The sequence below is a fragment of the Delftia sp. SD018 genome (genome assembly GCF_017355445.1).
GTDB lineage: Bacteria > Pseudomonadota > Gammaproteobacteria > Burkholderiales > Burkholderiaceae_C > Comamonas > Comamonas acidovorans.
Genome location: NZ_JADDRN010000012.1, coordinates 164,701 through 182,393 on the forward strand (window position 1 = coordinate 164,701; position 17,693 = coordinate 182,393).

Below are 17,693 nucleotides of genomic sequence, written 5' to 3' on the forward strand. Positions count from 1 at the left end.
GCCATGACAGCACCGCAAGATATTCAGTCCCTGCGCGCCCGGCTCAGCCCCGAGCAGCGTGCCCAGCTCGATGCCCGCCTGCGCGGCGGCGGCAGCCCGGCCGTGCGCGCTGGCCAGGACATTCCACGCCGCGATCCGGCCAGCCCGGCCCTGCTGTCCCATGCCCAGCGCAGCCTCTGGCTGACCTGGCAGCTGGCGCCCGACAGCCCGGCCTACAACCTGGCCGGCAGCCTGGACATGGAAGGCCCGCTGGACGCGGGGGCGATGGCTGCGGCGCTGGACGATCTGGTGGCGCGGCACGACATCCTGCGCACGCGGATCACGGCCGGCGACGATGGCCAGGCGCTGCAGGCGGTGCAGCCGATGCAACCGGACGGGGCCACGTCGCTGCAAATGCCTGTGGTCGATATGCCAACGCAGGCTGCGCTGGAAGACGCATTGGCCGGCTTCGCGCAGACGCCTTTCGCCCTTGACCGCCAGGCGCCGCTGCGCGCCTGCCTGTACCGCCTGGACGCGCAGCGCCATGTGCTGGCGCTGTCGCTGCACCATATCGCGGCGGACGGCTGGTCGCTGCGCATCCTGGTCGACGAGCTGCTGCACTGCTACGAGGCCCGGTTGCGCGCGCAGCCCCCCGCACTGGCGCCCATGGCCATCCAGTTCGCCGACTATGCGGCCTGGGAACGCCAGCGCCTGGACGGCGGCGAGCGCGAGCGCCAACTGCGCTACTGGCGCGAACGCCTGGGTCAGGAACACGCGCCGCTGGAGCTGCCCCTGAGCCATGCGCGCGGCGCCGTGACCGGCGCGGCCGAGGGCCGGCACCGCTTTGTCTGGCCCGCCGAGCTGTCCGATGCGGTGCGCGCGCTGGCGCGGGCGCGCGGCGCATCGCTGTTCATGGCCATGACGGCCTTGCTGGACCTGTTGCTGTACCGCCTGAGCGGCCAGCGCCGCATCCGCGTGGGCACGCCCATTGCCAATCGGGGCAAGGCCGAGACGCATGGGCTGATCGGCTATCTGCTCAACCTGCAGGTGCTGCAGGTCGATGCCGCACCGCAGATGGACTTTGGCGAACTGCTCGAACAGGTGCGCCAGGCCGTGCTGGATGCGCAGCAGCATGCCGACCTGCCGTTCGACATGCTGGTCGAGGCGCTGGCGCCCGAGCGCCTGCCGGGCGTGCATCCGCTGTTCCAGGTCAAGTGCACGCAGCAGGACGCCATGGAGCGCGAGCGCAGTGCCGCCGGCGTGCGCGTGCGCATGCAGACACTGACGGCAGGCCAGGCGCATTTCGACCTGAGCCTGGACTTCACCGACCGGGCCGAGGGCATCGAATGCGTGTTCATCCACGACACGGGCCTGTTCGATGCGCAGCGCATCGCCGTCTTCGCGGACAGCCTGACCCGCTGCGCCCGGCAGGTTGTGGCCGCGCCCGATGCCGCGCTGGCGGCCATTGCGCTGGCCGACCCGGTTGACGTGGCTGACGGCGGCGAGGATCCCCAGGCCGCAACCGTGCTTGCGCTGTGGAATGCCGCTGTTGAACGCCAGGGCCTGGGCATGGCGCTGCGCGCCGAAGCGCGCACCGCATCCTTCCTGCAGCTGGACCGCGCGGCCAACCGCCTGGCCGCGCAGCTGCGCGCGCAGGGCCTGGGACAGGAAACCCGCATCGGCGTGCTGGCGCCGCGTTCGCCCGAGCTGGTGCTGGGCATGCTGGCCGTGCTCAAGGCCGGCTGCGTCCATGTGCCGCTGGACCCCGAGCTGCCGGCCGAGCGCCTGGCCTACCAGCTGCACGACTGCGGCGCACGCCTGCTGCTGGCGGCGCAGCCCGTGGCGTGGCAGCCGGCGATTCCTGTCTGGCCGCTGGCACTTTCCGACGACATGGAGCCTGAAGCCACCACGCAGGAGCCAGTCACGCTCCACCGCGATCAGGCCGCCTACCTCATCTACACCTCGGGCTCCACGGGCCAGCCCAAGGGCGTGGTGATCAGCCACGGCGCGCTGGCCAACTATGTGCAGGGGGTGCTGGCCCGGCTGGACCTGCCGGCCAGCGCCTCCAGCATGGCCATGGTGTCCACCGTGGCCGCCGACCTGGGGCATACGGTGTTGTTCGGCGCGCTGTGCTCTGGGCGCCTGCTGCACCTGATGGCCCCCGAGCGCGCCTTCGATCCCGATGCCTTTGCGGACTACATGCACACGCACCAGGTCGATGTGCTCAAGATCGTGCCCAGCCATCTGCAGGCCCTGCTGAACGCTGCCCAGCCCGCGCAGGTTCTGCCACGCCATTGCCTGGTGCTGGGGGGCGAGGCGACGGGCTGGGCGCTGCTGGAGCGCATCACCGCGCTGCAGCCCGCTTGCCGCGTGCTCAACCACTACGGCCCCACCGAGACCACGGTGGGCACGCTGACCCAGTCCGCAGACCAGGCCGACCGTGCAGCCGCCAGCCTGCCGATGGGCGTGCCGCTGGGCGGCACCGTGGCCCATGTGCTGGATGCGGCGCTGCAAGCCGTGCCTGCGGGCCTGCCGGGCGAGTTGTTCATTGGCGGAGCGGGTCTGGCGCGCGGCTACCAGGGCCGGCCTGCGCTCAGCGCGGAACGCTTTGTGGCCAGCCCCTTCGAGCCCGGCCTGCGCCTGTACCGCACGGGCGACCAGGTGCGTCAGCGTGCCGACGGCAGCCTCGAATTCCTGGGCCGTCTCGACGGCCAGGTCAAGATCCGTGGCTTCCGTGTGGAGCCCGGCGAAGTTGCCCAGGCGCTGCGCGAGCAGCCTTCCGTGCGCGAGGCCGAGGTGCTGGCTCTGGCCAGCGAAGACGGCCAGCTGCGGCTGTGCGCCTATCTGGTGCGCGAACCGGACCAGCCGGGCGACCATGACGGCCTGCGTGCAGCGCTGGGCGCCCGGCTGGCCGACTACATGCTGCCAGCGCACTTTGTCGATCTGCCTGCCATGCCGTTGACGGCCAACGGCAAGCTTGACCGCCGCGCGCTGCCAGCTCCTGTGCCGCAGGCGGCAACGGCTGCCACCGACGGGGGCCAGGCGCCCCAGGGAGCCACCGAGCAGCTGCTGGCCGAGATCTGGGCGCAGGTGCTGCGCACCGAGGCGCCCGGCCGCCATGACAACTTCTTCAGCCTGGGGGGCGACTCCATCCTGGCGCTGCAGATCGTGGCGCGCGCACGCAAGCGCGGCCTCAAGCTCACGCCCAGGCAGCTCATGGAGCAGCAGACCATTGCCGTGCTGGCCGCAGCCACGGGCGGTGCCGTGGCGGCCGCACCAGCTGCGCCCACCGCCCCGGCAGCCCCGGCCGCTGAAGCCGGTGCAGCATTTGGCCTGACGCCTGTGCAGCACTGGTTCTTCGAACAGGCCTTTGCGCAGCCCCACCACTGGAACCAGTCTGTGCTGCTGACTTTGGGCGAGGTGCCGGACCTGGCGCGCCTGCGCACGGCGGTCGATGCCGTGGTCACCCAGCATGAGGCGCTGCGCCTGCGCTTCGCCTGCAAGAACGGGCGCTGGACGCAGTGCGTGGGTGCCGCCCCCGCGCAGGCGCCGTTCGAAACCCAGGACCTGTCGGCCGAGCGTGACGCGGGCGCGGCCATTGCGCGCACCGCCGCAGCGCTGCAGACGACGCTGAGCCTGGAGCGGCCATTCAAGGCCGTGTGGCTGGATCTGGGCGGCACGCGCTCGGGCCGGCTGCTGTTGATCGCCCACCATCTGGTGGTGGATGCCGTCTCCTGGCGCATCCTGGTCGAGGACCTGCAGACCGCCTATGCGCAGCTGGGCAAGGCCCAGGCTGTCGATCTCGGCCCGCGCACCAGCGCCTTGCGGGAATGGGCGCAAGCGCTGCAGTCGCGCGCCGCACAGTCCGCAACGCAGGCCGAACTGGCCCATTGGACCGAGACGCTGGCGCAGGCCGGCGCGCCGCTGCCCGGCCACGCCGCAGGCAGCAACACCGTCGCGGACACGGTCACGGTGGAGTGCAGGCTGGGCGAGGACCTGACCGAACAATTGCTCAGCGAAGTGCCGCCGGCCTACCGCACCCAGATCAACGACGTGCTGCTGACGGCTCTGGCACGCACGCTGTGCGCCTGGGACGGGCGCGACAGCGTGCTGGTCGAACTCGAAGGCCATGGGCGCGAGCCCTGGAGCGAGGACATGGACCTGGCCCGCAGCGTGGGCTGGTTCACCACGCTGTACCCGGTCTGCCTGCGACCGGGTGCCGACGCCGAGCCGGGCGCGGGCCTCAAGGCCATCAAGGAGCAGCTGCGCGCCGTTCCCGGCAAGGGCCTGGGCTACGGGCTGCTGCGCCATCTGGCCCCCCAAGGAACGCAGCTGCCGAAGCTGCAGCCGCAGCTCACCTTCAACTACCTGGGCCAGCTGGACCAGGCGCTGGACGGTGGCCTGGGCTGGCGGCTGGCGCGTGAGCCGGTGACCGGCCAGCGCGCACCGCAATCGTCGCGGCGCGCCTGGCTGGAAGTGGTGGCCTGCATACAGCGCGGCGAGCTGGTGCTGCAGTGGCACTACAGCGCAGCCGTGCACGATGGGGCGACGGTGCAGGGTCTGGCCGATAGCTTCCTGGGCGAGCTGCAGGCGCTGATCGCGCACTGCGTGGACGGCGGGCGCGGCGTGACGCCCAGCGATTTCCCGCTGGCCGGGGTCTCGCAGCAGCGGCTGGACAGTCTGCCTTTGCCTGCTGCGCAACTTGCCGATCTGTATCCGATGGCGCCGCTGCAGGCGGGCATCTTCTTCCACAGCGTCACGCAGGAGCAGGGATCGGCCTATGTCAACCAGTTGAGGCTGGACATGCGCGGCCTTGATGCGCAGCGGTTCCGGGCAGCATGGGAGGGCGCCTGTGACAGGCACGATGTGCTGCGCACCGGATTCTTCCAGGACACGCAAGGCCTGCTGCAGTGGGTGGCGCGCAAGGCGCAACTGCCCCTGGTGCAGCTGGACTGGCGCGAAGGTCCCGGGGGCGCTGCCACGGATCTCGATGATCTGGCCAGGCAGGAGCGCGAACGCGGCTTCGACTTTGCCGCACCGCCTCTGATGCGGCTGTGCCTGGTGCAACTGGGGCCGGACAGCTTTCATTTCATCTGGACCCGCCACCACCTGCTGCTCGATGGCTGGAGCACGGCCCGCCTGCTGAGTGAAGTCATGGGCCACTATGGCGGCGCCGCCGTGCCTGCACCGGCGGCGCAGTACGGCAGCTATATCCGCTGGCTGGGCCGCAGGGACTGTACCGCCGCGCGAAGCTATTGGCAGCAGCGAATGGCCGCGATTGCCGTTCCGACACGACTGTCCGATGCGCTGGCAGGTGATGCCGTTTCCGGCTATGGCGAACGGACGACGTTGCTGGATGCCGCAGCGACGGCTAGGCTGGCCGCCTTTGCGCGCGCCGAGCGCGTGACCCTGAACACCCTGGTTCAGGCAGCCTGGGGCCTGACCCTGGCGCATTGCCTGAGGCAGACGACCGTAGTGTTCGGCGTGACGGTGTCGGGCCGGCCTGCGGATCTGGCCGGCGCCGAGGAAATCCTGGGACTGTTCATCAACACTCTGCCCATCGTCCTGGAGGTGAACGAGAGCTGCTGCATCGGCGATTGGCTGCGCGCCGTGCAGTCGTGCAATGTGCAGGCGCGGGAACACGAGGCCATTCCCCTGCACGAAATACAGCAACTGGCCGCCTGTCCGGGACAGGACCTGTTCGACAGCATCGTGGTGTTCGAGAACTATCCCGTGGATGAGGCCTTGAGGCAGAAGGGGCAGGACGGCCTGGTCCTGGGCGATCTGTCGAGCCGGGACGAGACGCACTATCCGCTGACCCTGGTGGTGAACCAGGGGAGCCGGCTGTCCATCGGCTACGGCTATGCGAAAGACAGGATTGGCGATGCTGCGGTGGCCCAGATCGCAGCCCGCCTCGAACAGATTCTGCAGGCCCTCACGGCGCCGGGTGCCGAAAGCCTGGGAGCGCTGGATCCCGTGCCGCAGGAGCAGCTGCGTGCACTGAGGGATTTGGGTGCGCCGGGGCAGGCCCCGCCGGGGTCCGGAGACATCTGCCGGCTGCTGGACGAGCAGGCACGAAGGCAGCCGGATGCCGAGGCCCTGGTATTCGGAGACCTCCGCCTCAGCTATGCGCAGCTGCACCAGCGCGCCAACCGCTTGGCGCATGGCCTGATCGGGCTGGGCGTGGGGCCAGATACAAGAGTCGGCGTGGCCACGGAGCGGTCGGCCGACACGGTCATCGGCATGTTGGCCGTGCTCAAGGCCGGCGGCGTCTATGTGCCGCTGGACCCGGACTATCCCCAGGAGCGCCTGGCCTACATGATCGAAGACAGCGGCATTGCGCTGCTGCTCACCCAGAGTGCGCTGCAAGACCGCATCCCTGCCGCGCCATCGCTGCGCCGCCTGTCCATCGATGTCCTGGCGTTCAGCTCCGAGCCCGATCAAGCGCCGCAGCGGACCATCCATGGGGACAGCCTGGCGTATCTGATCTATACCTCTGGCTCCACGGGCCGCCCAAAGGGCACGGCCGTGCCGCACAGGGTGGTTTCGCAACTGGCGGCCTGGCAGATGCAGCGCCTGCCGGGCGCATTTCGCACCCTGCTGTTCGCGTCGCCATGCTTCGATGTGAGCGTGCAGGAAATCATCTGCGGCCTGAGTTCGGGCGCTACCCTGGTCCAGACCTGCGGTGACGACCGCCATGACTTCTCGCTGCTGCTTGATCTCGTGGCGCGCCAGGCGGTCGAGAGGCTCTATTTGCCGTTCGCCGTTCTGCAACTGTTTGCCGAAGCCGCGCTGGCGCGCGGCGAGTCCCTGGGCCATATCCAGGAAATCATCACGGCCGGCGAACAGCTCAAGCTCACGCGGCCCTTGCTCGACTGGTTGGACAGGCATCCGCAATGCCGCCTGGTCAATCACTACGGCCCCACGGAATCCCATGTGGTGAGCGATTTCATCGTCGATCCCTGCAACGCCGCGGAGCTTCCGCCGATTGGCCGTGCGGCTTCCCAGGCCCAGCTGTATGTGCTGGACGGCCAGCTGCGTCCGGTACCCCAGGGCATGCCTGGAGAGCTGCACATCGCGTCCACCGTTCTTGCACGGGGCTACTTCCGCAGGCCCGCCATGACGGCCGACAAATTTGTGGCCGACCCCTTCGACGGTGCAGGCGGTCGCCTGTATCGCACTGGTGACCTGGTGCGATGGAATGCCGCAGGCCAGCTCGAATATCTGGGGCGCCTCGACCATCAGGTGAAGATCCGCGGCCACCGCGTGGAACTGGGGGAGGTGGAGGCCAGGCTCTCTGCCTGTGTCGATGTCAGGGAGGCGGTGGTTGTGGCGCGGCGGGCCGGGGCGGCCGTGCAGCTTGTGGCCTATGTCTCGCTGTCTGAAGACGCAGGGTGCGGCGCGGACGCGCTGAGGCAGAAGCTGGCGCAGTCATTGCCCGACTACATGGTGCCGGGCCGCATCGTGGTGCTCGATGCCCTGCCGCTGAATGCGAATGGAAAGGTCGACAGACACCGGCTGCCCGAGCCTGCAGACCTGCCGAGGGAGGGCTATGAGCCGCCCCAGGGGGCTCTCGAAAGCGCCATCGCACGCATCTGGGAGGACATTCTGGGTGTGGAGCGGGTGGGGCGCAGCGACAACTTCTTCGAGCTGGGAGGACATTCTCTGTTGGCGCTGCGCTTGTTGGAAAACCTGCGAGCGCAGGGCATGGACGCGCAGGCGCGCATGCTGTTCCAGAACCCTGTGCTGGCCGGCTTTGCCCATGCCGTGCAGCAGCAGGGGGCGAGGCGCCGGTTCGTCATTCCCGAGAACCTGATTCCACAGGACTGCAGCGCGCTGCAGCCCGACATGCTCGGCCTGGTGGCGCTAAACGCGCAGGAGATCCGCACCATCGAATCCCAGGTCCCCGGGGGCGCGCCCAACATCCAGGACATTTACCCGCTGGCCCCGCTGCAGGAAGGCATCTTCTTCCACCATCTGCTGCAGCCGCGCGGCGATGTCTACATCGTTTCGCATGCGCTGGGCTTTCGCAGCCGGGAACTTCTCGAGGGATTCATCCACGATCTGGACCAGGTCATCGCCCGCCATGACGTGCTGAGAACGGCCATTGTGTGGGAGGGCTTGAGGGAGCCGGTCCAGCTCGTTTGCAGGCGGGCGCAACTGAAGCTGCACTGGATGCAGGACGATGAGTGCGCGCAGCTGGCTGAACCGTCCGGCGACCTGCTGCAAGGCCTGAAGAACCATATCCATGGCGGTGACTTCCGCATCGATGTGAGGCAGGCGCCCTTGATCGAGGCATTCGCGGCCCATGACGTGCCTGCCAGACGATGGCTGCTGGTCTTCGCCAGCCACCATATCGTGCTCGACCATGCGACGCTGGATCTGGCGATGGACGAGATCGCGCTGATCCAGCAGGGCCGCCATGGCGACTTGCCTGAGCCGGTGCCTTTCAGGAACTTTGTCGCCCATGCACGGCATGGCATCGCCGAGTCCGAGCATGAAGCCTTCTTCAGCGACATGCTGGGCGACGTTGACGAGCCGACCACGCTGTTGGGCATGTCCGATGTCCTGGGCGACGGCCGCGATGTCGAGGAAGTGCGCGCTTCGCTGGAGGACGGGCTCGCTGCGGCCGTGCGCCTGCAGTCGCAGCGGCACGGCGTGAGTTCGGCCACGCTGTTCCACTTGGCCTGGGCCCAGACGCTTGCGCAGTTGACGGGCAAGGACGACGTGGTCTTCGGAACCGTGCTGTTTGGCCGCATGGACAGCGGGCAGGGCGCGCACCGCTCCCTGGGCCTGTTCATCAATACCTTGCCCATGCGCGTGCGCCTGGGGTCGCGCAGCCTGCGATGCTGCCTGATGGATACCCACGGTACGCTGGCTTCCCTGCTGCACCATGAACATGCCAGCCTTGCCCTGGCCCAGCGCTGCAGCAGCCTGCCTGGCGACGTGGCCCTGTTCTCCTCGCTGCTGAACTACCGCTACAGCCGCACCGAGGGCGTGCGTGCCGAGCACCATTGGGAGGGCATGGAGTCGCTGGGGTCCAGGGACCGCACCAACTACCCGGCCACGGTAGGCGTCGACGATCTCGGCCAAGGCTTCTCCCTGGCCGTGCAGGTCATCAAGGCGATAGGCGCAGCGCGCGTGCATGCCGTGCTGCTCCAGGTCCTGCATGAAATCACCTCGGCGCTGGCCGAGCGTCCCGATATGGCCGCCTGCGAAATCAAGACCATGCCGGCCGACGAATGGGCCGGGCTGCTCGATGCCGGCTCCAACACCGAGCGCCATGCGCATCCGCTGCCCGTGCACGAACTCATGGAGCGCCAGGCCCGGCTGCGTCCCCGTGCCCCGGCCTTGGTCTGCGGTGATGTACGCCTTGACTACGGCACGCTCAACGCCCGCGCCAACCGCTTGGCCCGCCATCTGGTGCGGCAGGGTCTGCGGCCGGGTGTCCGGGTCGGCCTGTGCGTGGAGCGCAACGCCGACATGGTCCTGGGCGTGCTGGCCGTGCTCAAGGCGGGCGCCGCCTATGTGCCGATGGACCCCGAGCATCCCGCGCAACGTCTGCTGGCCATGGCGCAGGACAGCGGTCTGGGCCTGCTGCTGGTGCACGGGCATCTGCGGCCGCATTTTGCGGGGCTGGGTCCCGATGTTGCCGTGATGGCGCTCGACGGCCTGGATCTGAACACCGAATCCGATGCCGATCTCGGTCTGGCCCTGCATGCCGAACAACTGGCCTATGTGATCTACACCTCGGGATCAACAGGCAAGCCCAAGGGCGTGATGGTGCGGCACGCGGCACTGTCCCAGTTCATCCTGAGCATGCAGTCCCGCCCTGGCATGCAGGCCGACGATGTGCTTTTGGCCGTGACCTCGCTGTCCTTCGATATCGCAGCGCTCGAACTCTATCTGCCCCTGTCCTGCGGCGCACAGATAGTGCTGGCTCCACGTTCGGCGGTGCGCGACGGCCAGGCCCTGGCACGGCTTGTGGAGGCCAGCGGCACCACGGTGCTGCAGTCGACGCCGGCCGGCTGGCGCTTGCTGCTTGCGGCGGGCTGGCCTGCCAGACCTCCAATGCGCCTCAAAGGCCTGTGTGGCGGCGAAGCGCTGCATGAGGACCTGGCGCAGGAACTGCAGACGCTTGGTGTGGAGCTGTGGAACATGTATGGGCCCACGGAAACCACCATCTGGTCCAGCGCCCAGCCTGTCGTGCAACAGGCCGTCCCCGAGGTGGGCCATGCCATCGCCGACACGCGTCTGCTGGTGCTGGATGCAGGCTTGCGTCCTGTGCCAGAAGGCGTGACCGGCGAACTCTACATCGGGGGCGCCGGCCTGGCGCGCGGCTATTCCGACCGTCCGGGTCTGAGTGCGGAGCGCTTTGTTGCGGACCCATTCAGAGATGCCGGCGAGCGGCTGTACCGCACCGGGGATCTGGTGCGCTGGACGGCTCCGGGCAGGCTGCAGTATCTGAGCCGCATGGACCATCAGGTCAAGGTGCGGGGCTTTCGCATCGAACTCGGCGAGATCGAGGCCCAACTGCTGGCCCAGCCCGAAGTGCGCGAGGCCGTCGTCGTGGCCCGGCCAGACCCTGAGGGGGCAAGACTGCTTGCCTATGTGGTGGCCGCTGCGGACACGTGCATCGACGCGGCGCAGCTGCGCCAGAGGCTGGGCGAGCTGCTGCCCGACTACATGCTGCCTTCGGGCATAGGCGTGCTAGAGGCCTTGCCTCTGAACGTGAATGGAAAGGTGGACCGCCGCCGGCTGCCCGCCGTGGAGTTCGAGGCGCAGCAGGTCTACGAGGCGCCGAGCACGGAGGCCGAGCAGATGCTGGCCGGCATCTGGACCCAGCTGCTGGGCGTCGAGAAGGTGGGCCGCAACGACAGCTTCTTTGCCATGGGCGGTCATTCGTTGCTTGCCGTGCAGCTGGTGGCCCGCGTCCAGGGCGCCATGCAAGGCGACATGGAGATACGCGACGTTTTCCAGAACCCGGTGCTCAGCGACATGGCCGCATGTCTGCGGCCTGTTGCTGCAGCCACGGATGCCAAGCAGGCCTTGGCAGACATTGATTCCTTTATAGACAGTATCGAGGGGAGCCTTTGATGAACGAAATCTCGACACGCCGCATTGCCGAGCGTTTCGCCCAATTGCCGCCAGAGCAGCGCCGCATGGTCTATCAGAAGATCAGTGCCGAAGGCATGCGGATTGGGCAGTTCCCCATTCTGGCGTGCGAGGCTGCGGTCCAGGAATGCAGTGCCCTGTCCTACGCGCAGCGCCGGCAGTGGTTTCTGTGGCAGCTCGATGCCACGAGTTCGGCCTATCACATCGCGCAGGCCACGCGGCTGCTGGGTGAGCTGGATCTGCAGACGTTGCGCGCATGCTTTCAGCTGCTGGTGGATCGCCATGCCGCGCTGCGCACCGTCTTCACCGCCGGCGGTCCGGCAGGCGTGGAGCAGCGGGTTGCGCCCGGCCTGGCCCTGGACATTCCGCTGATCGATCTGAGCGGATGTGATGACGACCGGCGCGATGCCTTGGTGGACGAGGCGGTGGCCGCAGTCAACCGGCAGCCGTTCGACCTGGCCCGGCAACCGCTGTTGCGAGCTGCCGTGGTGCGCCGGCATGCGCGCGAGCATGTGCTGGTGGTGGTGATGCACCACATCGTGTCTGACGGCTGGTCCATGCGGGTGCTGCTCAAGGAGTTCCTGCAGGCCTATGGCGCGATGTCGCGCGGCGAAGCGCCTGTGCTGGAGGCGGCTCCCATCACCTATGTCGACTACGCCAACTGGCAGCGGCAGTGGCTGGAGGCCGGGGAGAACGAGCGCCAGCTGGCCTATTGGCGGGGCCAGCTCGGCGACACGCATCCGGTGCTGCAACTGCAGACCGACCATGCGCGGCGCGCCGATGGCCGCTACACCGCAGCACGTTGCACGGTGCTTGCCGACGAGCCACTGACCCGGCGCCTGCAGGCGGCTGCGCAGTCCCGTGGCGCATCGCTGTTCATGGCCTTGCTGGCAGGCTTCCAGGCGCTGCTGCATCGCCATACCGGCGAGTCCGACATTCGTGTCGGTGTGCCCAATGCCAACCGCAACCGCGTGGAGACCGAGCAGGTGGTCGGCTACTTCGCGAACACCCAGGTCCTGCGCGGCCGCCTCGACGGCCGCACCACTCTGGGCGAATTGCTGGACCAGGCAGTGCGCACCACGCTGCAGGCCCAGGACCATCAGGACCTGCCGTTCGATGTGCTCGTGGAGTCTCTACAGCCGGAGCGCGGCAGCGGACACAGCCCGCTGTTCCAGGTGATGCTGAACTTCCAGCAGGCGCAGGCGGCCTCTCTTGCAAACCTGCCGGGGCTTGGGCTTGAGGCCTGCGAGATCGGCGACCAGGCTGCGCAGTTCGAACTGACGTTGGACATCGGGCTGGACGGCTCCGGGCAGATGCGGCTGACCCTGATCTATGCACGAGAGCTGTTCGAGCCAGAAACCATGCGCAGAATGGCCGGCCACTATGTGGCGCTGCTCGAAGCCCTGTCCGGCGATTTGGCCCTGGCCCTTGGCGAGGTCCCGCTGCTGGACCCTGCCGAGCGGCAATTGCTGCAGGCCCGGGGCATGGGATACGACCTGGACCGTGCGCCGGCTGCCGGCGGGCAGTCGCTGATTCACCATCTGATAGAGGACCAGGCGCGGCGGCACGGCGCGGCCGTTGCCGTGACCTGCGAAGGGCAGGCGTTGAGCTACGCCGAACTCAATGCGCGCGCCAACCGCCTGGCACACCACCTCATTGCGTGTGGCCTGGTGGTTGAGGCCAAGGTCGGATTGATGGTCGAGCGTTCGCTCGACATGGTGGTTGGCCTGCTGGCCATCCTCAAGGCCGGCGGTGCCTATGTTCCGCTGGATCCCCGGTATCCGGCCGACCGGCTGGCCCATATGTTGCAGGACAGCGATATCTCGCTGCTGCTGACACAGCAGGCGCTGGCCCCGGCTTGCCCGCAGCGCAGCGGCATGGTGATGCTGGCCATCGATGGGCTGGATCTGGAGGGGGAGTCCGATCTCGATCCGGCCCTAGCCCTGCATGCAGACGGCCTGGCCTATGTGATCTACACCTCCGGCTCCACGGGCCGCCCCAAGGGCGCGCAGCTGAGCCACCGCAACGTGGCGCGGCTGCTGGACGCCACCGAGGCCTGGTTCGGCTTCGGGCCTGACGATGTCTGGACGCTGTTCCACTCCTACGCCTTCGACTTCTCGGTCTGGGAGATCTTTGGCGCGCTGTGCACGGGCGGGCGCCTGGTGGTGGTGCCGTACTGGGTCAGCCGCTCGCCCCAGGAATTCCTGGCTTTGCTGCGTGCGGAGAACGTAACGGTTCTCAATCAAACACCTTCGGCCTTCGGGCAAATCATGCACAGCCCGGCGCTGCATCGTGGCGAAGGCCTGTCGCTGCGCTGTGTGATTTTTGGCGGCGAGGCGCTGGAGCCGGCAACGCTGAAGCCCTGGTTCGACCTTTTCGGCGACCAGAGCCCCAGGCTGATCAACATGTACGGCATCACCGAGACCACGGTGCATGTGACCTACCGGCCGATCACGCGGGCGGACCTGGACCGTGGGCGCAGCGCCGTGGGCCTGCCCATTCCCGATCTCGGCCTGCGCGTGCTCGATGCCGACCTGAATCCGGCGCCCATGGGCGTGGCCGGCGAACTCTACGTGGCCGGTGCGGGCCTGGCCCGGGGCTATGGCGGCCGTGCGGACCTGACGGCGCAGCGCTTCATCGCCGATCCGTTCGGTGCGCAGGGCCGTCGTCTTTACCGGACCGGCGATCTGGTGCGCTGGAGCGCCGAAGGAGAACTGGAATATCTGGGCCGCATGGACCAGCAGGTGAAGATCCGCGGATTCCGCATCGAGCTGGGCGAGATCGAAGGCCAGTTGCTCGCGCAGCCCGAGGTGAACGAAGCCGTGGTTCTGGTTCGGCCATCACCTGCGGGTGAGCGGTTGGTCGCCTACGTGTCCGCAGCCCGGGACTGCGAACCCGATCCGGCTGCGCTGCGTGCGAGGCTGGAGGCGGGCTTGCCCGACTACATGGTTCCTTCCGCCATCATCGTCATGCCCGAGGGCCTGCCCATGAATGCGAACGGCAAGATCGACCGCAAGGCCCTGCCCGAGCCCGATGCCCCCCAGGACCTTGGATACCAGGCGCCTGCGGAGGGCGCCGAGGCCGCCATCGCAAAGATATGGGCCGAGGTGCTGGGCGTGGAGCGCGTCGGGCGGCACAGCAGCTTTTTCGAACTGGGCGGGCACTCGCTGCTGGCGATACAGCTGCTGGAACAGGTCCGCAACCAAGGTTGGGCCGTGGAAGTGCGCACGCTGTTCCACAAGCCCCGGCTGGCCGATTTCGTCCAGGCCCTGCAGCCAGTGGCCGAGGCAGCGGTCTGCGCCGTGCGGGAGGATGCCGGCGGCATGGGCATTCCTGCAGGCTGCCAGCGAATCGAACCCGACATGCTTGCCCTGGTCCGGACAACGCCCTCACAATTGCGCGCCATCGAGGCCGCCGTGCCCGGCGGGGCGGCCAACATCCAGGACATCTACCCGCTGACGCCCTTGCAGCAGGGCATTCTGTTCCACCACCTGCTGCAGTCTCAGGGTGACACCTACATCACCTCCCACACCCTGGCCTTCGACAGCCGCCAACGCCTGGAGCGCTTCGTCGAGAGTTTCGACACCGTGGTTGCGCGCCACGACATCCTGCGCACGGCAGTCTTCTGGGAAGGCCTGGAGACCCCGGTGCAGGTCGTTTGCCGCGAGGCCAGGCTGCAGATCTCCTGGCTCGCGGAGCCAGCCAGCGGCGCGCCCGCGCAGGATCCGGAAGCGAGGCTGGAAGATGCCGCCGAGGGATACCGCATCGATTTGCGCCAGGCGCCCCTGATCCACCTGGTGGCGGCTCATGATGCCGCCCGGCAGCGCTGGCTGCTGCAGATCCTCGCGCACCACATGGTGGACGACAACACCACGCTCAAGCTGGTTGTGGGCGAAATCGCCCTGATCCAGCAGGGGAGGGTGCAGGAACTGCCTGCGCCGCTGCCGTTCAGGCGCTTTGTCGCCCATGCGCAAGCCGGCGTCGGCACGGCTGAACACGAGGCCTTCTTCCGCGCCATGCTGGGCGATGTGCAGGAGCCGACGGCACCTTTCAACCTGCTTGATATCCAGGGCGACGGCTCCCTCGTGGACGAGGCCCGGCAAACGCTGGATGCGGAACTGGCAGTGCGGCTGCGCCGTCTGGCGCAGCGGCATGGCGTGAGTGCGGCCGCCGTGTTCCACCTCGCCTGGGCCCTGGTCGTTGCCAGGACAAGCGCTCGTGACGATGTCGTGTTCGGCACCGTGCTGTTTGGCCGCATGCAGGCAGGGCAGGGCGTTGCGCGTGCGCTGGGCATGTTCATCAATACCTTGCCATTGCGTGTGCGCCTGGGCCGGCGCAGCGTGGCCGAATGCCTGCGCGACACACAGGATGCACTGACCGGCCTGTTGCACCACGAACATGCCAGTCTGCCGCTGGCCCAGGGCTGCAGCGGGCTGCGCGGCGGCGCGCCGCTGTTCACGGCCTTGCTGAACTACCGGCATGCGCAGGCCCATGACGAAGCGGCTGCGCAGACCTGGAACGGCATGGAGATACTGCACAGCCGGGAGCGTACGAACTTCCCCGTGGGCCTTTCGGTGAACGATACGGGTGACGACTTCACCCTGATCGCCCATGTGCTGCGCTCGGTGGGCGCCCAGCGAATTTGCGGCTACATGCACCAGGCCCTTGCCGGCCTGGCGCAGGCGCTTGCCGAGCATCCTGCCCAGCCGATCGCGCAGATACCGCTGCTGCCGCCTGGCGAGACGCAGCAGTTGCTGCAATGGAGCATCAACGGGCAGCGCCATGCCCAGGCCTTGCCCGTGCACCGCGAGTTCGAGCGGCGCGTCAGCGAGCAGCCGCAAGCCGTGGCCCTGGTCCATGACGGAGAAGTGCTCAGCCGCGCCGAGCTGGACCGGCGCGCCAATCGCCTGGCACACCGGCTGATCGGTCTGGGCGTCGGTCCCGAGGTGCGCGTGGGCATTGCCGTGGAGCGCTGCATCGACATGGTGGTGGGCATACTGGCCATCCTCAAGGCCGGCGGCGCCTATGTGCCGCTGGATACCGAGTACCCGCCCGAACGCCTGGCCTACATGGCGCAGGACAGCGGCATAGCGCTTGTGCTGACACAGAGCCATACACGAGGGACCTTGCCGTTTGCGGAGGCATTGCGTGTAGTCGAACTCGACGGCCTGGACCTCTCGGCCGAATCGGCACAGGCGCCGGACGTGAAGTTGCATGGGCACAACCTGGCCTATGTGATCTACACCTCGGGCTCCACGGGAAGACCCAAGGGCGCAGCCAACCGGCATGCGGCCCTGGCCAACTGCATGGCATGGATGCAGGACCACTACGGCCTGGGGCCGGACGACGCGGTACTGCACAAGGCGGCTTTTGGCTTCGACGTTTCCGCTTGGGAAATCTTCTGGCCACTGACAGCCGGCGTGCGCCTGGTCCTGGCAAGGCCCGGCGACCACCGCGATCCCGAGCGCATCGTCGACCTGATACGCAAGCACCAGATCACCACGCTCAATTTCGTGCCCCCCATGCTGCAGGCCTTTCTGGCCCACGAAGGCATTGAGGAGGAAACCCGGCTGCGCTACGTGATCTGTGGCGGCGAGGCCATGCCGGCGGAGACACAGCGCGAGGCCTTGACCCGCTTGCGCGGCGTCAGCCTGCAAAACCTCTACGGTCCCACCGAGGCGGCCATCCACGTGACGCATTGGACCTGCCGCGACGATGGCCGCAGCCAGGTTCCCATAGGCCGTCCCATCAGCGATACCCGGGCCCTGGTGCTGACCCAGGACCTTGCGCTGGCGCCGACGGGCGTGGCCGGCGAGCTGTATCTGGGCGGAGAGGCGCTGGCGGCCGGCTATCTGGACCGGCCAGGACTGAGCTCGGAGCGCTTTGTGGCCGATCCTTTCGACGGCGCGGGAGGCCGCCTGTACCGCACTGGCGATCTGGTGCGCTGGAACGATGAGGGGCAGCTCGAATATCTGGGCCGCATCGACCATCAGGTCAAGATCCGGGGCTTTCGCATCGAACTGGGCGAGATCGAGGCGCAGTTGCTGGCCCAGCCCGAAGTCAGGGAGTCGGTGGTGGTGGCACGGCGCGGGCCCGCCGGCATGCAACTGGCCGGCTATGTCTCCCTGCACGATGCAGTGGCCTGCAATGCGGCAGAACTGCGCATGCGCCTGGGCCGAATCCTGCCCGACTACATGGTGCCCGGCACTCTCACGGTGCTCGAAAGCCTGCCCTTGACGGCCAACGGCAAGGTGGACCGCAAGGCCTTGCCCGAGTCCGAACTGACCGGTGCGCAGGTCTACGAAGCGCCGCAAGGTGAGGTGGAGCAGATGCTGGCACGCATCTGGGCCGAGGTGCTGGGCGTGGAGCGCGTGGGCCGGCAAGATCATTTCTTTGAGCTGGGCGGGCACTCCTTGCTGGCGCTGAAACTGCTGGAGCGGCTGCGCGCCCAGGGCTGGGCGACACAGGTGCGCACGTTGTTCCAGCACCCAGGGCTTGCGGATCTTGCGCAGGCACTGCGCGAGGACCAGGAACAGCCGGAACCGGCGCTGAACATCCCACCCAACGGCATTCCCGAAGACTGCACGGCAATCACCCCC

General features: G+C 68.0%; 2 protein-coding genes. Both read left to right on the forward strand.

The genetic code is table 11. From position 1 onward, the window contains the following. Window positions 1-3 precede the first annotated feature (3 nt). Window positions 4-11,076: a non-ribosomal peptide synthetase gene (locus INR38_RS14315; protein WP_207442173.1), complete on the forward strand. Its 11,073-nt coding sequence runs from the start codon at window positions 4-6 to the stop codon at window positions 11,074-11,076. Beyond that, a partial coding sequence (locus tag INR38_RS14320) for a non-ribosomal peptide synthetase (RefSeq protein WP_207442169.1) occupies window positions 11,076-17,693 on the forward strand: 6,618 nt, incomplete at its 3' end. The genes INR38_RS14315 and INR38_RS14320, both read left to right, overlap by 1 nt.